Consider the following 22,286-nt stretch of genomic DNA (forward strand, 5'->3'; position numbering starts at 1 on the left):
TTAAAACCTAGTGGTGGGCCAGTTCCAGGGCCGGCAGACCGTTTTTCACGCGGTAGTCCGAGATGGCCATTTTGATGGCGTCCTCGGCCAGCACCGAGCAGTGGATTTTCACGGGCGGCAAAGCCAGCTCCTCCACAATCTCCATGTTGTCGATGGCGAGAGCTTCGTCTACCGTCTTGCCTTTCAGCCACTCCGTTGCCAGCGACGACGAGGCGATGGCCGAGCCGCAGCCGAAGGTTTTGAACTTGGCGTCGGTGATGGTCTGGGTGGTTTCGTCCACCTCGATTTGCAGGCGCATCACGTCGCCGCACTCGGGGGCGCCCACGAGGCCGGTGCCTACGGTTTTCTTGCTTTTGTCCAGCGTGCCCACGTTGCGGGGGTTGCTGTAGTGGTCGATTACTTTATCGGAGTAAGCCATGGCTCAGGTTTGAATTATGAATTTTGAATTATAAATTATGAATTGAAATCATGAATCAGCTGGCGCAGAACCGCCATTTTTAATTCATAATTTATAATTCATAATTGGCGATTAGCGCCTAGTGTTCGGCCCACTCGATGGTGCTCAGGTCGATGCCTTCCTTGAACATTTCCCAGAGCGGCGACATTTCGCGGAGCTTGGTCACGGCCTCTTTTACGTGGCCGATGGCGTAGTCGATTTGCTCGTCGGTGGTGAAGCGGCTCAGGCCGAAGCGCAGGCTGCTGTGGGCCAGGTCATCGCTCAGGCCCAGGGCCTTGAGGACGTAGCTGGGCTCCAGCGAGGCGCTGGTGCAGGCCGAGCCCGACGATACCGCCAGGTCTTTCACGCCCATCATCAGGCCTTCGCCTTCCACGTATTTGAAGCTGATGTTGGCCACGTGGGGCAGGCGGTGCTCCACCGAGCCGTTCACGTAGCTTTCTTCCAGGGTCAGCAGCTCTTTTTCGAGGCGGTCGCGCATCACGCTCAGGCGCTTGGTGTCGGCCTCCATTTCCAGGCGAGCCAGCTCGCAGGCTTTGCCCAAGCCCACGATGCCGGGCACGTTGAGGGTGCCCGAGCGCATGCCGCGCTCGTGGCCGCCGCCGTCCATCTGGGCGGTTACCTTTACCCGCGGGTTTTTACGACGCACGTACAGCGCACCTACGCCCTTGGGACCGTACATTTTGTGAGCCGTGAAAGCCATCAAATCAATGCCGTCGGCCAGCACATCCACCGGGATTTTGCCCACGGCCTGGGTGCCGTCGGTCATGAACAGCGCGCCGTGCTTGTGAGCGATGGCGGCAATCTCGCGGATGGGCTGAATGGTGCCCGTCTCGTTGTTGCCATACATGATGGTCACGAGAATCGTCTCGGGCGTCATGGCGGCTTCCAGCTCGGCCAGGCTAATCAGACCTTTCTCATCTACCGGCAGGTAGGTGACGCGGCCGCCCAGCTTTTCGAGGTGCTTGCAGGTGTCGAGCACGGCTTTGTGCTCGGTGGTACAGGTGATGACGTGGTTGCCTTTCTGAGCATACATCTCAAACACGCCCTTGATGCCTAGGTTGTCGCTCTCGGTAGCGCCGCTGGTGAAGATAATTTCCTTCGGGTCGCAGTTGATGAGGGCCGAGATTTGCTCGCGGGCGTAGTCCACGCCTTCCTCGGCGGCCCAGCCGAAGGGGTGGTTGCGCGAGGCCGCGTTGCCGAATACGTCGGTCAGATAAGGCATCATGGCCTCCAGCACGCGCGGGTCGAGCGGGGTCGTGGCGTTGTTGTCGAGATAGATAGGGAGCTTCAGCATTGCGCGTAGCGAAAAATCTGCAAGTAGTTGGAATCAGGCACTAGAACACCGTTCGGACCGAATCGGTTTTCTTTGGACTTACAAAAATAGGCACAATACCATCAAGGCCGGCTGTCGGCCGGCCGAAAACCCTCTCGTTTCGCATCTTATTTCTATGCTTACCAACCTCGAACATCTCGGCCTGGCCGTGCACGACCTTAAAGCCGCCACGGAACTCTACACCAAATTGCTGGGCGCCGGGCCGTATAAAACCGAGCATGTGGCCAGCGAAGCCGTGGATACGGTGTTTTTCCAGGTCGGCGGCTCCAAGATTGAGCTGCTGGCGGGCACCTCACCGGACAGCGCCATTACCAAGTATTTAGCTAAGAAACCAGAAGGTATTCACCACGTGGCTTTCGAGGTGGATGATATTCGGGCTGAGATGGAACGCCTGAAAGGGGAAGGGTTCATTCTTTTAAACGAGGAGCCCAAGCGCGGGGCTGATAATAAACTGGTGTGCTTTGTGCATCCGAAAAGCGCGGGTGGCGTACTGGTAGAGCTTTGTCAGGAGGTGAAGCCGTGAGGCGACTCTACAGCTGGTTCTGGGAGCTGATGGATAAGCAGCAGACCATACATGGCCAGCGGGTGGTGGCGGGGCTTTTCGGCCTAATTGTCTTGTGGATTGGCCTGCTACTGCTGGGCGGGTTGAGTTGGCTGACTGCTTTCACCAAGCCAAAGCTTCCAGACGAAACGGCCAAGGTTATCCAAACTGATTCAACAACAAACGACATGAATTTCTTTAAACAGGAAGTAGATGCTGCTGTCGATGCGCTGCTGCTTCAGCAAGTTATTCTCTATCCCACCGACACTGTGTGGGGCCTGGGCTGCGACGCCGAAGTGCCCCGCGCGGTGGAGCAATTATATAAGTTGAAAGGCCGCCCCGAGGGCAAACCCAGTATCGTGCTGGTGGCCGACCTGGAGATGCTGCAGCGTTACGCCGCCAAGGTGCCCGTCGAGCTGGAGCAGCTGCTGGCCACGCAGGAGCGGCCCACTACTTACATCCTGCCCGCTGGCCCGGCCGTGGCCAAAAACCTGGTAGGACCGGATGGCACGGTGGGCTTTCGGGTGGTGCAGGAGGAGTTTTGCCACAAAGTGGTGCGGCGGCTGGGCCACGGGCTGGTATCGACGTCGGCCAACAAAAGCGGGGAGCCGACGCCGGCTATTTTCTCTGAAATTGACCCGGCCATTGTGCGCGGGGCCGACTACGTGGTGAGCTGGCGGCAGAACGATGAGACGCGCACGGCCCCCTCACGGGTGGTGCGGCTGGGGGAGGGTGGGGAGCTGCAGGTAGTGCGGGAATAAAAAATGCTAGGCCAGCTAGGTGGTTTACGTAGGCCACAGCAAGCTGGCCAACGCAGAAAGCCGCTGATGAATTATCAGCGGCTTTCGTAGCACCGGTAAAAAAGCTCAGTGTGGGTCGTTCTGCCAAATCACCCCGTGGAGGGATGGTAAAGCAGGATTTTATCTAACCGCTTGCTCAGTAAAAGCCTAAGGCTTGCTAAGCGACAGCGTTTCGGTACGCTCGCTGGTAACCACGCGCACCAGGTAAGACCCGCTCAGCAAGCCCCGACGCGCATGCCAAGTATAGGTGGCAGGTGCCGAAGCTTCTGTAGAAGCTTTCGCTTGCGAATCAACGGGCAGAGTATCGAGCACGCGGCCGCTCAAGTCGGTTACCTGCAAGCTGCGAACCGTTTCGCCAGCGTGCAAGCTCAGACGGATTTGCACATCGGTGCTGAAAGGATTGGGATACGCCTGCAGAATGTTGCTGCCAGTGGGTTGAGTGGGATTCGCGGCGGGCCGGTTGTGCTGGTTAGAGCCAGGTAGCACGGTTGAGTAGCGGTAAGCCAGCCGCGGCACGCTGGCATCGCGCCAGAGGAAGGCGGAGGCGGTGGGCGAAGCCGCGTGACGAGCGGCCACACTAACAATGCCTTGCGTGTTGGTATCCGTAAAGTTCACCCGGCTATAATCGACTCCGGGTATTACTGAGCCAGCCTTCAGGGTACGGCTCCATACATCATAGCCGTTGCCGGTAGATGGATAGTTCAAGCCAGACCAAGCTACCACATATTGGTATGGATTTGTTTGGTCGCTCAAGAAGGCTACTGCTGGTGCTACGGCATCATAGCCGTTTTGGGTAGATACGGTTGGTATGCTGACAGTGGTATAGTTTGGACGCCAAGAGCCAGCGCTCTTACCCCAGTTCCTGATTTCGTAATAATTGCGAGGGCCCGAGTTGGTGCAGGGGCTGTCGCTCCAAGCCATCACCAACTCCACATCTAGGTCGTCGCTGCTTGCAAGGCTGGCCGTGGCGGCCATCCGCGGCACCCCTAGCGTATTGGGAATTGCCCAGCTGTAAGTGCCCCCCACATTAGAATTGAAGACTGTGCAGTCGCGGCCGTACTGCTTCACAACAAGGGATTTGCCTGCAGTTACCGGAAGGGCAGTGGGGTCGGCTGATGCACTGATATAGCAGAACGAAACCACGCCCAAAGGAGATACTGCCACGTCGGGCGTCAGGCTCTGATTGAAGAGAATGTTGGGGTTACTAGCTGTCGTGTTGGGGCCGATGCCGCGCACTACGTGCGACCCCCGATAGGGATAGGAGCAATAGAACCCTGTACCATCAATGTTGCAGTCCAGCACGTAGCTGTCGGCAAAGGTGGTCGTCATATTGAAGCTGTAGCCGTTGGGATAGGGAGGAATACCATTCGGACCGTACGTAGGCGAGTATACCGTCACAGTAGCAGTTTCCGTACTCGTTTCCTGCCACACAATACCAACCTTGCCGGAAATATTGGCATCAATATTAGGATTGGAATGAATGCGGTTGCCCTTAGGCAGGGGGGCACCGGGGCCTGTGTAAGCGGCAATACCAGCAAGCCCTAGCGGGCGAGGCGAGCCTTGTTGGACAAAGGCCGTCCCGTTCCACAGGTAAATGTCCAAGTACGTCTGGGAAGTAGCGGGAGATGCGTTGCTGTTGGTTGCGATATAGACTACGTCAGCATAGAGGTTGTTTCCCATGTATGACATTGCAACGTCAGGGTCGCTGAGTGAGGTGGTACCTGAGGGTAGGGTCGCCAACAGTGATCCCGTTGGAACTTCGTTAACGCTCCAACTGAGGCGCACATTGCCGCCGCCGTCCCACACCATGGTTTGGATGAAACTGCCTTTGGACCCGCGCATGACGTCGGTGCCGGTGTTCACAGTTACGTTTGCCATCGCGGTAGTGGTACCATGTGCATCAATGTCGGCATTAGTAGGCACGTACTGAGCCTGCACTGGATTGGCCCAGGCGGCTAAAGCCAGCAAGGGTAAGATTAAATGCTTCTTCATGAGCGTAGAAGGTAATGGTTGGGATGTACTGCCGTTGGTAAGAAGGGCCGGTAGGGCAGAGGCAGCAACTGCGCCGGCAGGGCGGAGGCAGGCCGTGGCGGCACGGAGCCGCGAGTGGCACAGAGGTATGGATTAATGAGTGATAATATGAGTTTGGTGAGAGAATGACCAGTCAACTGCCCAATTCGTGCCGGTGTATTCACTACTCAGGCAGGTAGCTGGTAAATGATTTTGGCGATTTTTTTGATTAATATTCTGTTAGTGAAGTGAGTGCGTTGAAGGAAGATGAGTATTTAATATGCTAGTGATTTTATTAAAGATATTAAAAAATGGAAGTAAAAAGGATAAAAATAATTTGATTAAAAAGGGTGATGAGGTGCCGCCAAGCTGGGGAAAGCCTGAGTAATGTGCCGCGAAAAATAGCGCGAGGCATGAGTATCCCGTCTGCCGCAGAACTATCTGGGCAAAAATGAGCTGTGTAGGCAAAACCTACTAATCCAGGAGTTGTACCCGCTTTGGGGTAGGCATTGCCGACTTGCCACTTGAAGCAGCAGCGGAGGACTTAATGAAAGGAAATTTCAAGCCTAGCCATAACAGTGCTGACTACTGGTCGTGAACCGACCATAGCAAGCTGTTAATACCACCAAGTAGCTGTTATGAGAACAACCACCCCCACACTGTGAATATCCTGACTTGTGCCAGTGAAACCACAGACCGAAGCGCAAAGACGGCAATCCAACTGACCACAGTTAAAAACTGGGGCTGGTTGTGTGGGCGTCCACTGGCTGAAACCCATCGAAACTGGGCCGGACCGGGATACCGTTAGAGTAAAACGTAGTAGCCAAAAGAACTCCTGCGAGACTGAACCCGAGGAATGTGCAGAATGGGTAGAGAGTGACTAGTAGTTTCTAACGATGTGCTCCTAAAGGGGGGGGAACACGATAATGAGCCAAATGTAGGAGGCAAAAATAGCCGACGCAAGCGCCGAGATGATATGTTTGAAAAATAGTCAATAATTTATTGATTTCCAATAAAATAAATTTTTAAACGGTTGTACTCATAAATTTTCGCGTTACATCTTGGCGGATGAAAAAAGCCGATGAGCTACCAGGGTGGCTGTTGTATATCGACCTTTGCGGCATGGAAACACCTCAACTGCCCGACCTGCCTATTTTCCGAACCATCGCCGAAGCGGCGGCTGAACTCGGTCAGCCCGCTTACGTCATCGGTGGCTACGTGCGTGATTTGGCGCTTAATAGAGGTAGTAAGGATATTGACGTGGTGACGGTGGGCGACGGTATTGCGCTGGCCCAGGCTGTGGGACGCAAGCTGAAAGGCAAAGGCCGCGTAACGGTGTTCAAGAATTTTGGCACGGCCATGCTGCCCACGCAGGAGGCCGGCGAAATTGAGTTTGTGGGCGCCCGCCGGGAAAGCTACCGCGCCGAAAGCCGCAAGCCGGAAGTGGAAGCAGGTACGTTGGAAGAAGATTTGGCCCGGCGCGATTTCACAATTAATGCTCTGGGCTTGAGTTTGAATGAGGCTGACTTTGGAGCGCTGGTCGACCGCTTTGGCGGAATGAAAGACCTGAGCACCCAAACCCTACGCACCCCGCTCGACCCCGATATTACTTTCTCCGACGACCCTTTGCGTATGATGCGAGCCGTGCGCTTCGCTTCGCAGTTGGGCTTTGACATTGAGCCCGATACCTACGACGCCATCGTGCGGAATAAGGAGCGGATAAAAATTGTGTCGCAGGAACGCATCACCGTCGAATTGAACAAGATAGTGGAGTCGCCGCTGCCGAGCTACGGCTTCAAGCTGCTGTTTCAGACGGGGCTGTTGCAGCTCATCTTTCCCAAAATGGCCCTGCTGCACGGCGTGGAGAAAGTGGGCAAGCATGCCCACAAGGACAACTTCTACCACACGCTGCAAGTGCTTGACAACGTGGCAGCCGCTGGCGGCGACCTGTGGCTGCGCTGGGCCGCCATTCTGCACGATATTGCCAAGCCCGCCACCAAGCGCTACTTCCCCAACCAGGGTTGGACGTTCCACGGCCACGAGGACAAGGGGGCGCGCTGGGTGCCCCAGATTTTTGCCGACCTCAAGCTGCCGCTGGGTGAGGAGATGCGCATGGTGCAGAAGCTGGTGAAGCTGCACTTGCGCCCCATCGCGCTAGTAAAGGAAACCGTGACCGACTCGGCCGTGCGCCGCCTGCTCTTCGAGGCCGGCGACGATATCGACCGCCTCATGCTGCTCTGCCGGGCCGACATCACCAGCAAGGACCACGAGCGCAAAGCACGCTACCTGAGTAATTTCGGCCAGGTGGAGGAGAAGCTGAAGGAGGTGGAGGAAAAGGACCACCTGCGCAACTTCAAGCCCGTCATCACCGGCGAAATCATCATGGAAATGTTTGATTTGAAGCCCTCGCGCCAAGTGGGCGAGCTGAAGGAGGCCGTGATGGAAGCCATCTTGGAGGGCACCATTAAAAACGAAATGGAGCCAGCCCTGGCCTTCCTGTTGCAGCAGGGGGCGGCCAAAGGACTGGCTCCGAAACAGGGCTTCATTCACTCACCAAATTAGACCCGGTTTCTGTTTCAGTAGCGATAGATGCAGAAGAGCCGTAGAGGTTGCCTGTAGGGAAGGTTAAGCATTTAAGTTTCCCGCAATCGTCACTACTTCAATCGTTTTACCCGCGAGGCGCCGTTCACATCCGTATCCACATTCGTAGGGTTGCCGCTGTATTCAATCACGCAGGCGCCTACGGCTTCGGCTTTCAGGGTTTCATTTACCTGCAGGCGGGCGTGGCTCACGCCGGCGAGGTCGAGGTTGGCCGTGTTAGCGCGGAGTTCGGGGCCGGACAGGTTGCAGGCGCCGGCGGCGTCTACTTCCAGCTGGTCAACATCGCCGGCGGCGGTGGTGCGGCAGGCGCCGGCCAGCTCCAGGTCGAGGCGGTTGAAGTCGCCCTGGAGGCGCAGGTGGCTGGCGCCGGCCTGCTCTACGGCCAGGCTCACTTGGCGGGGGAAGCCGGCCACGTCGGCCTGCACGGCCCCGGCCAAGGATACCGCTTCAATATCGGGCATGGTGATGCTGATAAGGATTTTATCGTGGTCGTCGCCGAAGGCAGTGCCAAACAGGCCGCTGCGGCGCGGGCGGATGTCCAGCTCGTTGCCTTCGCGGGTCACACGCAGGTCGCGCAGGTCATCGTCCTGGCCGGCGGCTTCGATGCGGAAGCTGTCGCCCTGCCGAATCATGACGCGGTAGCCGCCCTGCACGCGCACTTTTGTGAAGTCGTTTTCGGAGAAGCTGCGGCGGCCAGCGCCGTAGTATTGCAGGTCGAGGTTGAAGGATGGGGCGCCTTTGACAGTATGGTTGCCGTTATCGGCCGAGTCGTCCTCGTCGCCCACATTCACATTGATGTCGATGTCATTATCCTCGTCATTATCGGCATCGGTTTCCTCGGCGGGGCACTCCTGGCACTGCAGCTTATTGCCCACCAGGCGGTAGCGGTATTTTTCGGGCTCGTTGGGCTGGCGGTTATTCACGAAGCTCTCGTCGCCCACCAGGCTGGCAAAGCCTGAACTGATGCGGAAAGTGCGGTCGCGGGGCAGGCGGACAACTACGCGCAGGTCCTGGTCGCGGTATTTGGCGTTGGGCTGGAAGGAGAAGTGGTCGTCGAAGACGAGCGAGGAGTCACCACTAACCCGCACATTGTAAGCAATGCTGGTGCTGGCATTGCGGCGGGCGTCGTCTTCGTTGCTCCCTTTGGCCGACATCGTGCGCAACACCTCCACGGCGCGGCCGCTGTCGATGGCTGCCAGGCTTACGCGGGGCCACTGGTCGGTGTGGCGGTCGATGCTGTGCTCGTCCAAAAACAGCACCGGCTTGGTAAGTTCAGGGTAAGTTTTGCGCTCTTCCACTTCAGCTTCATGCTGAAAATCGTGGCTTTGACGCACGGCCGCCATCGTGACGCCCACCACGCTCAGCAGCCACAAGCCCAGCAGCGACAAGCTTACCGTGCGATTCATGATGGTGCGGCGGAACAAGAGGTTTAGCCCGCCCAGCAGCAATGACAGCGCCGGAATCCCGAAGGCCAGGAAGCCCGCTAACACGCCCCACTCAGGCACCCCATTCAACAGCACGTGCACCGGCAGGTCGCCGAATACAATGTTTTCCGATTGCGGAATCAAGCCAATAGCCACGCCAGCTACCACGCTGGTAAAGAGCAGCAAGCCGAAGCCCATCATCGTCAGCAGCAAGCCTGCCGCAATGCGGATAAATGAGCCCGCGAAATTCACCAGCGGACGCAGGTTGCGGCCGAAGTCTTCGATAAAGGCGCCCACCGGACGGTTGCCGCCCGCGAGGGCGGCGTCGTCAAAAGGGCTGTTCCGGAGCTTGCTGTCGAAGCCTTCAAGGGTCATGGCGTCGCCGCGCATCCGCATTTTATCGGCCACCGTGATGGCCTGCGGCGAGGCAATCCAGAGAATCACATAGAGCACGAAGGTGAAGCCGCCCACGAACAGTCCGGCGAGTAAGATGATGCGAACCAGCGTTACATCAACCCGGAGGTAGTGCGCCAGGCCGGCGGCCACGCCCCCGATTTTGCCGTTGTCCACGTCGCGGTAGTACTTGCGGCCGGCCAGCGGGCCGTCGGCAAACGGCGTGTCGTTGGGCGCCGGAGCATCGTAGCGCTTGGGCAGGGCCATCCACATGATGACGTACACCAGCACAGCCCAGCCCCCGAACTGGATGTTGAAATTGTGGGTGCCAAAGTCGCTGATAATAGCCGGGGTGAAGATGGCCAGGAACACCCAGGCCACGCGAATCCACAGCGGGCTCACGTTGAAATACTGCGCGATACCAGCGGCTACGCCCGCAATTTTGCGGTGTGCCATGTCGCGGTAGAGGCGGCGGGGCTCGGCGGGGCCGGAGGCACCAGCGCCCAGGGGGCCTTCCGGACCAAACGGTCCTTTAGGACCGAATGGGCCTTCGGGGCCGAACGCGCCTTTGGTGCCGAAAGGACCATTGGGGCCAAAAGTGCCGCCCGTGGCACTGTCGGCAGTCGTTGTTTCATCCTCGTCGGCTTCCACGGCGAAGTCGCTGACGCGGCCCATCTTGGCAATCATGGCCTCCACATCAGAGAGGGAAATGACCTGCTGCAACGGCGTGATGCGGGCCGAAAACAGCTCGGCAATGCGGCCTTCGATGTCGGACACAATATCCTCGTGGCCCTGGTAGCTGGCAAAGTGCGATTTTACCTCGGCCAGGTAGCGACTAAGCACCTCGTAACCGTCTTCCTCGATGTGGAAGATGATGCCTTGCAAGTTGATGCTGATGTTCTTTTTCATGGTAAAAGGCTGAAAGAAGCCGTTTTGATGCAGGTGAGTGAGAGAGGAAAAAGAAAGCGGTAGCCTTAGCTGGCCGGCGGGCCTGGCCGGCCCTTGCGGATGATGCCCACCGAGGTGGCCATTTCTTCCCAGGTGTCGCGCAGTTCCTCCAGGAACTGGCGGCCATCGGTGGTGAGCGTATAGTACTTACGGGGCGGCCCACTGGTGCTTTCTTTCCAGACGTAGTCCAGCAGGCCGGCATTTTTCAGCCGGGTGAGTAGTGGGTAGAGCGTGCCCTCCACCACTATCATGCGGGCCGAAGTCAGCTCCTCCAGCATATCGGAGGCGTAAGCTTCGCCGCGGGCGATGATTTCCAGGATACAGAATTCAAGGATTCCCTTGCGCATCTGGACCTGGGTGTTCTCAAGTTTCATAGGCGTTATGACAAGCTAGTGGGTGAGCAACGGTACAAAGGTAAAGATGGTACTTTGTAACGCAAGGTACTGTTGCAATAAAAGCACTGGGATTTTAATCTTCTAAAAGCAAGTAGCTAATAGTTAAGGCAATATTTTTTGTGCAGCTTCGCCGGTTTTTTGCGGTTAAGCATTTAGTGCGCCCCGTCTGCCACCAAAAACTGCGTAATCCGTAGCGGCGTTAAGTGGGCAAACCCGCTACCATCAAGCTGCCGTTGCCAACTTCACCGGCTTGCTGGCTGCGTTCACCTACCGTATGCGGGCTTTTGGCCTGAAATTCGCGGCCGGCACGCACTATAATGAAGTATCTTGCGTTTCCGCTCCGAATTTCTTCACCGCCTTATTTTCTATGTCCAAGTTTTCCGCTGCCACCCGGCGCCTTCTGCTTGCGGGCACTGCTGCTGCCCTCGCCCTGCCCGCCGCCGCCCAAACCACCAAAACGCCCAAGTACAGCAATGAATTTCTGACTCTTGGCGTGGGCGCCCGCGCCCTGGGCATGGGCAAAGTGCAGGTGGCCCTGGCCGATAACGCCACCGCCGGCTACTGGAATCCCGCTGGCCTCGTGAACCAGGCCCATAAGTACGACGGCGTGCTGATGCACTCGGAGCTGTTTTCGGGCGTCGTGAAAAACGACTATGGTGCATTTTCGATGCCGCTGGATGACAAAAGCGCCATCGGTATCAGCCTGATACGTCTGGGTATTGATGACATTGCCGATACCCGTGCCCTAATCAATGAGTACAACTATATTGATTACAGCAAAATAACTTATTTCTCGGTGGCCGACTACGCCGTGCTGCTGTCCTACGCCCGCAAAATCGGCAACGTGGAAGGCCTCAGCGTCGGTGCTAATGGGAAGTTCATCTACCGCAACATCGGCAACTTCGCCGATGCCTACGGCTTCGGCTTCGATGCGGGCCTGCAATACAACAAGAAAGGCTGGCGCACTGCCCTAATGGTGCGCGACATCACCACGACCTATAACTCCTGGTCTATCAACGCCGATGAGTACCAGAAGGGCCTTACTTCGTCCAACCTCAACGACCCGATTCCTAAAAACAGCACCGAAATCACCCTGCCCACTATCACCCTGGGCGTGGGCCGGCGCTTTGAGCTGCCCAAGCAGTTCTCGGCCCTGGTAGCGGCCGATATCGAGGCTACTACCGATGGGCAGCGCAACACGCTCGTTTCCAGCAGTAGCTTCAACCTGAACCCGCGCCTGGGGCTGGAGCTGGGCTACAAAAACCTGGTGTTTCTGCGCGGTGGGGCTGGCGACTACCAACGCATCACCAATTTCGAGAACAAGGAAAAGATGCTGGGGCAGTACAGTCTCGGGGCTGGGCTGGCCATCAGCGGGCTGCGCGTCGATTTGGCGCTGTCGCGCCTGGCAGTGGAAAAGCTGGGCCAGTCCTCGCAAACCAACTCGCTGATTGTATCGTTGGGATATGGCTTCAAGTAAGCCGTGTGCATTTCAAGCTATTGCATTCGACATAAATAAAGCTCAGGATTATGACTAAATATTACCGACAGACCGGGTTGGGGCTGATGCTGGCTTTCCTGCTGGCATTGGCTGGGGGGCAGAGTGCCCAGGCGCAGCAGCTGGTGTATGGCAACGAGTGGATAGTGCCCGGCCAGCAATATTTTAAGCTGAAGCTGCCCCGTACGGGTCTTTACAAAATTGATTACCAATATCTGACAGCGGCTGGTATTGCTGGGGTAGCGCCCCAAAACCTGCAGCTCTGGCGGCGTGGCCGCGAACTTGCCCGCTACGTGGGTGGCAACGCGCAGGTGCTGGATGCCACCACCTACATCGAGTTTTTTGGCCAGCGCAACGACGGGCAGTTGGACCGCGACTTCTATAAGTCGCCCAATGACCTGGCCAACCCGCTGTACAGCTACTATACCGATACGGCCAGCTACTTCATAACCTGGGGAGTAGGGGCGGCGTCACGCCCCGGCCGGGCCATGACCGAGCCGGTAGCAGCGCCCGGCGCCTTGCATCCGCACCGCTTATATAATACCGCCAGGCTCATAAAGACTGGCTACTCTGATGGGCAATCCAATGAGGAGGATAAGTATAACTACACTCCCTGGTTTGATAAGGCCGAAGGCTATATATCAGGCTACGTTGGGGTGCTGACACCTGCGCAAGGCATTAGCGGACCGCTCAGCAATAACTACTACGATGTGGCAACCGACTCGCTAATGGCAAGCGTGCCGCTGACCAGCGGGCCTTTCCGGGTGCAGGTAAACCTGATAGGTAGCTCCATGACGGCCCACCGCACCGAAATTTCGGTAGTGGAGCCCGGTGGAACCATTCGGGTACTGGATACCATCAACTATCGGAACTACGATAAGGTGCGCCGCACGTTTGCCATCCGGCGCTCGGATATCAATAGCACGACTAATCCTAATACCAACGCGAAGATTACCATTCGCTTTCGGGTGTACGACCCCAGCCTGGCGGGCCTACCGTACGACCGGTTTCGGATAGCCTATTACCGGATAACGGTGCCGCAGACCAACCGCTGGTTTCCGAATAAGCGCCATGTGCTGTTTCAAAACGATTCGCTGCTCGCCGGTACGGCCACCTACGAAGTCGATTCTATTCCGGCAGCGGTGCACGGCTACGATGTGACGGACCCTTACAATGTGCAGCGCATCACGGGGACGGCCGGGAGCACGGCGCGCAGCAAAGTATTCGTGTTTCCCAGCGCCACCAGCCAGCAAACGCGCTGGCTGCTGCTGTCCGGCGACCGGCCCTACGTGCCGCAGCCCGCACAGCGCGTCACCTTTCGCACCTTCAATCCCTCTCAACCTAACTACATCATCGTGACCAGCCGGCTGTTGCAGGCTCCTGCTGCCAACGTGCCCAATGCGGCCCAGGCTTATGCCGACTACCGGGCTTCGGCCGCGGGCGGGGGTCATAATGTGCTGATGGTGAATAGTGAGGATTTGTACGACCAATTTCACTACGGTGAGAAATCGGCTCTGGCCGTGCGCCGGTTTGCCAAGCTTATTATGGATAATGCTGGTGGGCAGCAGAAAAACCTGCTGCTGCTGGGCAACGGGGTAATCTATTCGGTGAACGTTTATAACCGTCTTACCTACCGAAATGAATTTTATCGCAACATACCAGGCAATGCTACCTATGCCCGCGATTTAGTGCCGGTAAGCGGCCGGTCTACTTCGGATGCTTTTTTTACGGCTGACTGGCAGAACGATGATTACGTGGCCCGGATGCATACCGGCCGCGTGCCGGCCACCAACCCGCAGGAGGTGATGAACTACCTGCGCAAGGTGCAGCAGCACGATTCGCTGGGCATGGAGCCCTGGCGCAAAAATGTGCTGAACCTGGTAGGCGGCCAAACCGCAGGCGAAACCGGGATATTCAACGAATACATGACCGGTTACAAGAAACGCATTGAGCGACCGCTGTGGGGTGGCAGGGTGGTAAAAACCATCCAGCGGACAGCGCCACAGACTACTTCGGTTAATATCCAGAATGAGCTCAATGCCGGGCTGTCGCTGATTAATTACTTCGGCCACGGCTCCAACACCACGTTCGGCCTGCACATCGGCACGCCGGATGTGGTGATGAATAACTATAGCAACGCCGGCCGCTACCCGATAATGTTTTTTAACGGGTGTAGCAGCACCTACACGGCGGCCGGTACCAACAGTTCGGATAATACCATCTTCGATAAGGATTACCGCACGTTTGCCGAGCTGTGGCTGCTATCGGCCAATAAAGGCGCCATTGGCCTGTTAGGGCAATCGGGCTTTAGCTATCCAGGCCCGTTGGATACCGCGCAGGATACGGTGTTTTCGCTGTTACTCAACAATAATGCCTGGTATGGCAAGCCCGTAGCGCAGGTGTATGCCGAAGCGGTGCGCCGTTTGCAAAGGACGCAGTTGTTCCAGCCGGTAGACGGACGCGCCGTCGGGCCCGAGCAGCTGATGTGTACGATGTGGCTCGGCGACCCGGTGATAAGCTTGTATGCCCCGGCGCGGCCCGATTTCCAGACCAGCTCGGCGGCCTTGTCTATTGTGCCGCAGGCAGGCCAGCCGCCGGTATCGGCCTCTTCCAACCGCTTCGTGCTGAATATCGGGGTGAAAAACCCTGGCAAGATTACGCGCGATACCCTGGAAGTGCGGGTGCGGCGCGTGCCTGGGATGGGCTCGCCCATTGATACGGTGTTTAAGTTCCGGCAGTCGTGGCTTCCCGATACGATATACACGGCCGTGCTGCGCAACCCGGCGGGTGTGAATGTGTTTGGCAGCAACCGCTTTGAAGTGATGCTGGACCCGGCCAACCGCGTTCCGGAGCTGGATGAGAACAACAACACCGGTGAGCTCCTCTTCACCTTCCTGAAGCCCGGCGTGACGGCGCTGAGCCCGGCCGAATTTGCCATTGTGGGCAGCCAGCGCCCCCATCTGGTGGCGCAAACCAACGACCCCAGCGGCACCCAACGGGTGTATGAGTACGAAGTAGATACGACGGCCGCCTTCACCAGCCCGGCGCCCATCCGGCAAACGGCTACCGTGACGGCCACGCTGACGCCCGATTGGCAGCCGACGTTGCCCGCCATTGCCGGGCGCGACAGCGTGGTGTGGTACTGGCGCGTGCGCTTCCAGACGCCCGCCGCCAACGAAACGGCGGAATGGACCGTCAGCTCGTTCCGCATCATTCAGAACAGCGCCGGCGGATGGTCGCAGAGCCACTATGCGCAGCTGCAGCGCAACCAGCGCCAGGGCGTGGAAATAGCCGCTCCCACTGGCCGCTGGCGCTTCGTGGATGAGTTTCAGGCCCTGACCCTGCGTACGCAGGGCGCCCCCACGCGCTCCGCCACGTTCACGACGGGCACCGGGCTTGGTATTATTGCCAACATCTCGACGCCCCCCAGCGTGCTGGACTGCGGCGCGAGCGCGCCCAACCTGCTGCTGGCCATCTACGACCAGCACACGCTGCAGCCCAAGCGGGTGAATTCGACCAGCTACCTCACCTGCGGGCAGGCGCCGCAGCAGTTCTATACGTTTGCCACCGACCCCGCCCCGCGGGTGCCCTCCGATACGCTTAACAACATCAACAACAGCGGCGCCCGTCAGAGCGACCTGCAGTCGTTGCTCAGCCAGGTAACCGAGGGCGACTATGTGGCGCTTATCAGCATGAACCGCGTGCGCTGGGCCGACCCCAGCCTGGCAGGCGTCAAGAATACGCTGGCAACCCTGCTGGGCTCGACGCTGGTAAACCAGCTGCAAAACGGCGACCCGCTGGCCGTGCTGTCGCGCAAGTATAATGCTGGCGGCCAGATGGTGCGTGAGCTAGGCCCCGACCTGCGAAATGGCAACATTCCCCGGGCTAACCAGACCATAACTATCGTGGACACGCTGAGCACGCCCAGCTTCCGTGGCAAGATTACCTCGACGCGCATCGGCCCGGCCCAGAACTGGGAAACCCTGCACCACTGGATAAAGAAGGAATCGACCACCAGCAGCTACAAGCTGCGCGTGATTGGCATTGATACGCTGGGCAATTCGACGGTGCTGCAGAGCAGCGTGCCGTCGTCGCGCTACCCGCTGAGCAATATTTCGGCCCGCACCTACCCGTACCTGGAGCTGGAGCTGGAGCTGCAGGACTCGACCAACCGCATGGCGCCGCAGCTCAAGGAGTGGTTTATCACCTACCGGGGCGTGCCCGAGGGCGTGGTGCGCCGCGACCTGGTGGCGGCCACTAACTACGATGCGGCCCGGCTGGCCACCATGGCGGCCGACAGCGGCTACATCCGCTTCCCGGTGGCATTCGAAAACGTGACCTCGCTCGACTTTTCCCCCGGGCTGCTGGCGAAAGTGGACGTGCGCGATGCCAGCGGCAACGGCAATACGGTGCTGGTAACCATTCCGGGCCAGCTCAAAGGCGATGCTACCACCACCTTCAATGTGAAAGTGCCGATGATTGGGCGCTTCGGGACATTTAACACCCGGGTGACGGTGAACCCGCAGCCCAAGCCGCAGCCCGAGCTGTACTACTTCAACAATGAGCTGGCGCTGGACGCCTTCACGGTGATTGACCGCAACCTGCCGCCCACCCTCGACGTGGCCTTCGACGGGCGCCGCATTATGAGCGGCGAGCTGGTGTCGCCGCGGCCGGTTATCAGCATTCAGATGAACGACGAGGACCGGCTGCGCCACATCAGCAATGTGTCGTACTTCACGGTGACCTTGCAGCGCGCTGGCCAGCCGGCCACTATCGTGGACCTGCGCTCGTCGGCGGTGCGCTTCACCACCGACACCACCAAGGGTAGCGTGGCCAGGCTGGAGTATCAGCCCGGCCTGAGTGCCCCGATGCCCGACGGCGTGTACACGTTGCGCGTGCAGGGCCGCGACCCCAGCAATGCCACCGCCGGCATTGCCGGCAACGGCGATGCGCAGGACTACGAGGTGAAGTTTGAGGTGGTGAATGCCTCCACCATCACCAACGTGTTCCCGTACCCGAACCCGGTGACCAGCAAAGCCAAGTTCGTCTTCACCGTGACGGGGCAGGAGCTGCCGCGCAACATGAAAATCCAGATTATGACCATCGCGGGCCGTGTGGTGCGTGAGATTTTCATGAGCGAGCTGGGCCCGCTGCACATCGGCAACAACATCACCGAGTATGCCTGGGACGGCACCGACGAGTACGGCGACCGGCTGGCCAACGGCACCTACCTCTACCGCGTGAGCCTCGACGACCCGCAGGACCAGTTCAGCCAGCGCCGCACGGTGGCCGATAAGGCCTTCAAGAACGACTGGGGCAAGCTGGTGCTGATGCGGTAAGCAGAAGTAACGGCAGCTGACAAAAAAGAACGGTCATGCTGAACGCAGTGAAGCATCCTTTCACGTTGGAACGACTGGTTCTGGCGTGAGAGGATGCTTCACTGCGTTCAGCATGACCGTTCTTTATCTACCGCCGCACCAGCTTCACGAAGCTGTACGCATAGTCATGCCGCTCGTCGGCCTCGTGGCGCTCGCGGGTTTCCTCGCGCCACTCGGTAGGGGAGAGGGGCGGAAAGGAGGCGTCGCCTTCCACGGCGTGGTGTACTTCGGTGAGGTACACCACATCGGCGGCAGGCAGGGCTTCGCGGTAGATTTCGCCGCCGCCGATGACGCACACCATCTCCGCATCGAGCTCGGCGGCGCGGGCCAGGGCGGCCCGCACCGAGGGCTGGGTTTCGCAGCCGGGGGCCTGCCAATCGGGCTGGCGCGTCACCACCAGGTTGGGGCGGCCGGGCAGGGCGCGGCCGATGCTGTCGTAGGTGCGGCGGCCCATCACCACGGGGTGGCCCAGGGTGAGGGCTTTGAAGTGCTTGAGGTCGTTGGGCAGGCGCCAGGGCAGCTGGCCCTGGTGGCCGATGATGCCGTTGTCGGCCACGGCAACTACGAGTGCAATTTTGGTCATTTAACAGTTGTCATTTAACAGTTAACAGTCGGCCAGCAGCCAGTAAGAAGGGTACAGATACGTTTATTATTCAACAATCAATGGCCGACTGTTAACTGTTAAATGACTTCGTGCCGCGCAGGAATTCTTCCACACCCATGCGCTTTTTGCCCTCGGCCTGCACGTCAAGTAGGTCGAGCCAGCCGCTGGGGGTGGCTACGCGCAGGTACTTTTTGCCATCCGAATGCCAGGTGCCGGGCTCGGCGGGGGCTGCCTCAAAAGGCAGGGCAGCGGCGCGGAATACTTTGAGGGTGCGGCCGTCGGGCAGGGTGGCGAAGGCGGTGGGAATGGGCGCCAGGCCGCGCACGAGGTTCACCAGGGCGGCGGCGGGCTGCTGGAAATCGAGCCGGCCGGTTTCCTTGGTGAGCTTGGGGGCGGGGCGCAGGTCGGGGGTGTTGGGCTGGGGGGTGCTGGGGGCGGTGCCGGCTGCAATGGCCTCCACCGAGCGGCGGGCCAGGGCGGCGCCGGCCACTTTCAGCTTGTCGTAGAGGCTGCCGAAGTCTTCGGTGGGTGCGATGGGGATTTTATCCTGCAGAATAAGGTCGCCGGTGTCGATTTCGTGGCGCAGGAAGAAGCTGCTCACGCCCGTTTCGGTATCGCCGTGGATGAGGGCCCAGTTGATGGGCGCCGCGCCCCGGTACTGCGGCAGCAGCGAGGCGTGGATGTTGATGGAGCCCAGCCGGGGCATGTTCCACACCGCCTCGGGCAGCATCCGGAAGGCCACCACCACCTGTAAATCGGCGGCGTAGGATTTCAATTCGGCCTGAAATTCGGGTGACTTCAGGTTGGTGGGCTGCAAAATGGGCAGCCCCGCCGCCTCGGCCGCCACCTTCACCGCCGAAGCCTGGAGCTGCCGGCCCCGGCCCGCCGGCCGGTCGGGCGCCGTCACCACGGCCACCACCTGCCCGCCCGGCCAGGCCAGCAAGCTTTCGAGGGTGGACACGGCAAAATCGGGGGTGCCCATGAAAATCAGGCGGAGCGGAGCGTTATTCATGGGGCAAAGAAAACGCCGCCCGGCCGAACGGGCGGGGGATTCCTCAGTCGGGCGGAATTGAAATCCCGGCCGGCTGGGGAATCCCCAGTGCCCCGGAATTGCAATCCCGGACGGTTGGGGATTCCCCAGTGCCCCGGAATTGAAATCCCGGCCGGCTGGGGATTCCCCAGTGCTTCGGAATTGCAATCCCGGGCGGTTGGGGAATCCCCAATGCCTCGGAATTGCAATTCCGGCCCGGTGGGGAAGCCCCTACTGCTCCGGGTAGAGCAGGTATTTCTTCCGCAATTCCTTAAACCGGCCCAGCCCGGGCTCCCAGCTGGCGCGGATTTCCGCCTCGGTCTTGCCGGCCACAACCTGCTGGCGCAGGCTGGCCGTGCCGGTCAGCTGCTCGAAGTATTTGCTGAAGAAGTTGGTCTTGTCGGTGCTCTGCTGGTAGAAGTCGATGAGGTATTTCAGCGTGAAGCCCTGGGGCTCGTCAGGCGCGGGCTGGTGCATGCTGAGGCCGTAGCAGCGCTGGCCGTTGAGCGGCGGGGTGGGCGAGCCCGCATTGGGGCGCGGGGTGAAGGAGTAGGGCCGGGTGTTGGGCTGGGTAGGCGCCCCGATGACCTCGAAGGGAAAATCGGTGCCGCGGCCCACGCTCACGTTGGTGCCCTCCAGCAGGCAGATGCTGGGGTAGAGCGCCACGGCGCGGGCAGTGGGCAGGTTGGGGGAGGGGCGCACCGGCAGGGCGTAGGGCAGGGCGTGGGTGTAGCCCGGCGCAAGCGGCACCACCGTCAGGCGGCATTGCCGGCCGCCGGCCAGCCACTTTTCGCCGTTCAGCATCTTCGCCAGCTCACCCACCGTGAGGCCGTGGACGATGGGCAGCGGGTCGAGCCCCACGAAGGATTTGTGGGCGGGCTCCATGATGGGACCATCGACTTCGGCGCCGTGGGGGTTGGGGCGGTCGAGCACCAGCACGGCCTTGTTTTGCTCGGCGGCGGCCTCCATCACGTAGTGCAGGGTGCTGATGAAGGTGTAGAAGCGGGCACCCACGTCCTGAATGTCGAACACGAGTACGTCCACGTCGGCCAGCATCTCGGGCGTGGGTTTTTTCGACTTGCCGTAGAGCGAGCGCACCGCCACGCCGCTGCGGGCGTCGCGCCCGTCCTTGATGGTGGCCCCGTCGGCCGCCTCGCCCCGAAAGCCGTGCTCGGGGGCGAAAATGGCCGTCACGTTGACGCCCCGGGCGCGCAGGGTGTCCACGAGGTGGGATTTGCCGACCAGAGAAGTTTGGTTGACAACCAGGCCCACGCGCTGGTTTTTAAGCTTCGGCAGGTACTCGGCCAGCCGCTCGGCGCCTACGGTGATGGTGGGGACGGCGACGGTAGCCGTCGGGGCAGCGGCTACGGTTGGCGCGGCGGGCTGGGTGGCGGGGGCGGTGGAGCAGGTTTGCAAAGCCAGGAAGAGGCTGGCCAGCAGGTTTATTTTTTCGGAGAGCATAATACTGCAAAGATGTGCGGTAGGTGTGGTAGTACGAATTCCCCGCAGGGGTTCGTACTACCACTCTGACGGTGTTATAACTGAAGCAATACTGCGCTAACGACAGAGTGGTAGTACGAACCGCTGCGCGGAATTCGTACTACCACGACATTCCCAAACCCCGCCGCCCCCATTCTGCGTAGCTTTACGCCACCGCATGAACGTCTCCCGCTACATTTCCGCGAAGATTGACGGGGCCGACGCCGGCTCCTTCACCGCTTCGGTTACCAAAATTGCCATCATCAGCATTGCCATGGGGCTGGCGGTGATGGTGGTGTCGTTTGCCATCCTGCAAGGGTTTCGCAACGAAATTCAGGGTAAGATTTTCTCCTTCGGGGCGCACCTGCAAATCTCGCGCTACGACACCAACAACTCGCTCGAAGTAGCGCCCATTGCCGGGCCGCGCCTGCAGCAGCAGCTCGGCCGCTTCCCGCAGGTGCAGTACACCCAGCCCTACGCCGTCAAAACGGCCATCATCAAAACTCCTGATGAGGTGCTGGGCGTGGTGCTCAAAGGCATCGATGAGAAAGGCGGCCAGTCGCCCATGCGCCAGAATCTGGTGGCCGGCAAATTCATGGCCTTCAGCGATACCGCCGCCAGCAACGACGTGCTCATCTCGCGCAAAGTGGCCGACAAGCTGCGCCTCAGCGTGGGCTCCGAGGCCCTGTTCTACTTCATCCAGAACCCGCCGCGCATCCGCAAGTTCCGCGTCAGCGGCATCTATTCCACCGGCCTGGATGAGTTCGACGAAGTGTACGTCATCGGCGACATCCGCCAAGTGCGCGAGCTCAACGCCTGGCCCGACTCGCTGGTAGGCGGCATGGAAGTGGTGGTGCGCGACTTCCCGCGCCTCGACGCCACCGCCGAGACGCTCTACGAAAAGCTGCCCTACGACCTCAAAATCGACAAAATCACCGACCAGTACGCCCAGCTCTTCGACTGGCTGCAGCTGCTTAACCGCAACGTCATCATTTTCCTGATTCTGATAATTTTCGTGGCCGCCTTCAACATCGTGGCCACCATCTTCATCATGATTCTGGAGCGCACCAACATGATTGGCATCCTCAAGGCCCTGGGCGCGACGGACAGCCAGATTCGCGGTATGTTCTTCCACCGCGGCATTTCGCTCACGGTGCGCGGCATCCTCATCGGCAATGCTGTCGGTATCGGCTTCTGCGCCCTGCAGCACTACTTCAAAATCATCCCCCTCGACCCCGAAAACTACTACATGGACCGGGTGCCGATTCACTGGGACTTAAAGATTATGCTGGTGCTCAATGCGGCTACGTTCGTGTCGTCGCTGCTGGCCGTGTTTATTCCGACGTACCTGATTTCGCGGATTAACCCGGTCAAGGCAATCAAGTTCGACTAACCCGG

The 22,286-nt window shown here is 59.3% G+C and carries 14 protein-coding genes; 6 read left to right on the plus strand and 8 right to left on the minus strand.

Annotated elements, in window-relative coordinates; all coding sequences use genetic code 11:
* Positions 1 to 7 precede the first annotated feature (7 nt).
* Complete coding sequence (iscU, locus tag Q5H93_RS15930; protein WP_305007593.1) at positions 8 to 418, minus strand: Fe-S cluster assembly scaffold IscU; 411 nt, start codon at positions 416 to 418, stop codon at positions 8 to 10.
* A gap of 118 nt (positions 419 to 536) precedes the next feature.
* The gene (locus tag Q5H93_RS15935) at positions 537 to 1,751 is read right to left on the minus strand and encodes an IscS subfamily cysteine desulfurase (protein ID WP_305007594.1); all 1,215 of its coding nucleotides are present in this window, start codon (positions 1,749 to 1,751) and stop codon (positions 537 to 539) included.
* A 154-nt stretch (positions 1,752 to 1,905) separates the two neighbouring features.
* On the opposite strand from Q5H93_RS15935, the gene mce reads away from it, so the two are divergent.
* Positions 1,906 to 2,313: a methylmalonyl-CoA epimerase gene (gene mce, locus Q5H93_RS15940; protein ID WP_305007595.1), complete on the plus strand. Its 408-nt coding sequence runs from the start codon at positions 1,906 to 1,908 to the stop codon at positions 2,311 to 2,313.
* Positions 2,314 to 2,519: 206 nt separating this feature from the next.
* Entirely contained in the window at positions 2,520 to 3,092 is a 573-nt protein-coding gene (locus tag Q5H93_RS15945) for an L-threonylcarbamoyladenylate synthase (RefSeq protein ID WP_305007596.1), read from the plus strand.
* Positions 3,093 to 3,278: 186 nt separating this feature from the next.
* On the opposite strand, the gene Q5H93_RS15950 is transcribed toward Q5H93_RS15945, so the two are convergent.
* A complete protein-coding gene (locus tag Q5H93_RS15950; RefSeq protein WP_305007597.1) occupies positions 3,279 to 5,123 on the minus strand; it encodes a T9SS type A sorting domain-containing protein in 1,845 nt (614 codons plus the stop codon).
* 1,140 nt (positions 5,124 to 6,263) lie between these two features.
* On the opposite strand from Q5H93_RS15950, the gene Q5H93_RS15955 reads away from it, so the two are divergent.
* On the plus strand, positions 6,264 to 7,703 hold the full coding sequence (locus Q5H93_RS15955) for a CCA tRNA nucleotidyltransferase (RefSeq protein ID WP_305007598.1): 1,440 nt from the start codon (positions 6,264 to 6,266) through the stop codon (positions 7,701 to 7,703).
* Between the two features lie 92 nt (positions 7,704 to 7,795).
* Here Q5H93_RS15955 and Q5H93_RS15960 read toward each other — a convergent pair whose 3' ends face one another.
* On the minus strand, positions 7,796 to 10,468 hold the full coding sequence (locus tag Q5H93_RS15960; protein ID WP_305007599.1) for a PspC domain-containing protein: 2,673 nt from the start codon (positions 10,466 to 10,468) through the stop codon (positions 7,796 to 7,798).
* A gap of 65 nt (positions 10,469 to 10,533) precedes the next feature.
* Positions 10,534 to 10,881, minus strand: coding sequence for a PadR family transcriptional regulator (locus Q5H93_RS15965; RefSeq protein ID WP_305007600.1), 348 nt, complete (start codon positions 10,879 to 10,881; stop codon positions 10,534 to 10,536).
* Between the two features lie 388 nt (positions 10,882 to 11,269).
* Between Q5H93_RS15965 and Q5H93_RS15970 the strand changes: the two genes are divergently transcribed.
* Positions 11,270 to 12,379 carry a putative type IX sorting system protein PorV2 gene (locus Q5H93_RS15970; protein ID WP_305007601.1) on the plus strand — a complete coding sequence of 370 codons (1,110 nt, stop codon included), beginning with the start codon at positions 11,270 to 11,272 and terminating at the stop codon, positions 12,377 to 12,379.
* Positions 12,380 to 12,429: 50 nt separating this feature from the next.
* Complete coding sequence (porU2, locus tag Q5H93_RS15975; RefSeq protein ID WP_305007602.1) at positions 12,430 to 17,736, plus strand: putative type IX secretion system sortase PorU2; 5,307 nt, start codon at positions 12,430 to 12,432, stop codon at positions 17,734 to 17,736.
* 127 nt (positions 17,737 to 17,863) lie between these two features.
* On the opposite strand, the gene Q5H93_RS15980 is transcribed toward porU2, so the two are convergent.
* The 3 genes from Q5H93_RS15980 to Q5H93_RS15990 form a co-directional block, all read right to left on the minus strand.
* Positions 17,864 to 18,358, minus strand: a complete 495-nt coding sequence (locus Q5H93_RS15980) for a dihydrofolate reductase (protein WP_305007603.1) — start codon at positions 18,356 to 18,358, stop codon at positions 17,864 to 17,866.
* A gap of 91 nt (positions 18,359 to 18,449) precedes the next feature.
* Positions 18,450 to 19,391: a methionyl-tRNA formyltransferase gene (gene fmt / locus Q5H93_RS15985; protein WP_305007604.1), complete on the minus strand. Its 942-nt coding sequence runs from the start codon at positions 19,389 to 19,391 to the stop codon at positions 18,450 to 18,452.
* Positions 19,392 to 19,640: 249 nt separating this feature from the next.
* Complete coding sequence (locus Q5H93_RS15990; RefSeq protein ID WP_305007605.1) at positions 19,641 to 20,870, minus strand: exo-beta-N-acetylmuramidase NamZ family protein; 1,230 nt, start codon at positions 20,868 to 20,870, stop codon at positions 19,641 to 19,643.
* Positions 20,871 to 21,066: 196 nt separating this feature from the next.
* Between Q5H93_RS15990 and Q5H93_RS15995 the strand changes: the two genes are divergently transcribed.
* Positions 21,067 to 22,281 carry an ABC transporter permease gene (locus Q5H93_RS15995; RefSeq protein WP_305007606.1) on the plus strand — a complete coding sequence of 405 codons (1,215 nt, stop codon included), beginning with the start codon at positions 21,067 to 21,069 and terminating at the stop codon, positions 22,279 to 22,281.
* Positions 22,282 to 22,286: the final 5 nt, after the last annotated feature.

Source organism: Hymenobacter aranciens (genome assembly GCF_030580865.1).
GTDB lineage: Bacteria > Bacteroidota > Bacteroidia > Cytophagales > Hymenobacteraceae > Hymenobacter > Hymenobacter aranciens.

Bases quoted from the DNA above. Each gene is read 5' to 3' on its own strand.
- mce (WP_305007595.1), top strand. From the start codon at position 1,906: ATGCTTACCAACCTCGAACATCTCGGCCTGGCCGTGCACGACCTTAAA.
- Q5H93_RS15945 (WP_305007596.1), top strand. From the start codon at position 2,520: ATGAATTTCTTTAAACAGGAAGTAGATGCTGCTGTCGATGCGCTGCTG.
- porU2 (WP_305007602.1), top strand. From the start codon at position 12,430: ATGACTAAATATTACCGACAGACCGGGTTGGGGCTGATGCTGGCTTTC.
- Q5H93_RS15955 (WP_305007598.1), top strand. From the start codon at position 6,264: ATGGAAACACCTCAACTGCCCGACCTGCCTATTTTCCGAACCATCGCC.
- Q5H93_RS15980 (WP_305007603.1), bottom strand. From the start codon at position 18,358: ATGACCAAAATTGCACTCGTAGTTGCCGTGGCCGACAACGGCATCATC.
- iscU (WP_305007593.1), bottom strand. From the start codon at position 418: ATGGCTTACTCCGATAAAGTAATCGACCACTACAGCAACCCCCGCAAC.
- Q5H93_RS15995 (WP_305007606.1), top strand. From the start codon at position 21,067: ATGAACGTCTCCCGCTACATTTCCGCGAAGATTGACGGGGCCGACGCC.
- Q5H93_RS15965 (WP_305007600.1), bottom strand. From the start codon at position 10,881: ATGAAACTTGAGAACACCCAGGTCCAGATGCGCAAGGGAATCCTTGAA.
- fmt (WP_305007604.1), bottom strand. From the start codon at position 19,391: ATGAATAACGCTCCGCTCCGCCTGATTTTCATGGGCACCCCCGATTTT.
- Q5H93_RS15935 (WP_305007594.1), bottom strand. From the start codon at position 1,751: ATGCTGAAGCTCCCTATCTATCTCGACAACAACGCCACGACCCCGCTC.
- Q5H93_RS15990 (WP_305007605.1), bottom strand. From the start codon at position 20,870: ATGCTCTCCGAAAAAATAAACCTGCTGGCCAGCCTCTTCCTGGCTTTG.
- Q5H93_RS15950 (WP_305007597.1), bottom strand. From the start codon at position 5,123: ATGAAGAAGCATTTAATCTTACCCTTGCTGGCTTTAGCCGCCTGGGCC.
- Q5H93_RS15960 (WP_305007599.1), bottom strand. From the start codon at position 10,468: ATGAAAAAGAACATCAGCATCAACTTGCAAGGCATCATCTTCCACATC.
- Q5H93_RS15970 (WP_305007601.1), top strand. From the start codon at position 11,270: ATGTCCAAGTTTTCCGCTGCCACCCGGCGCCTTCTGCTTGCGGGCACT.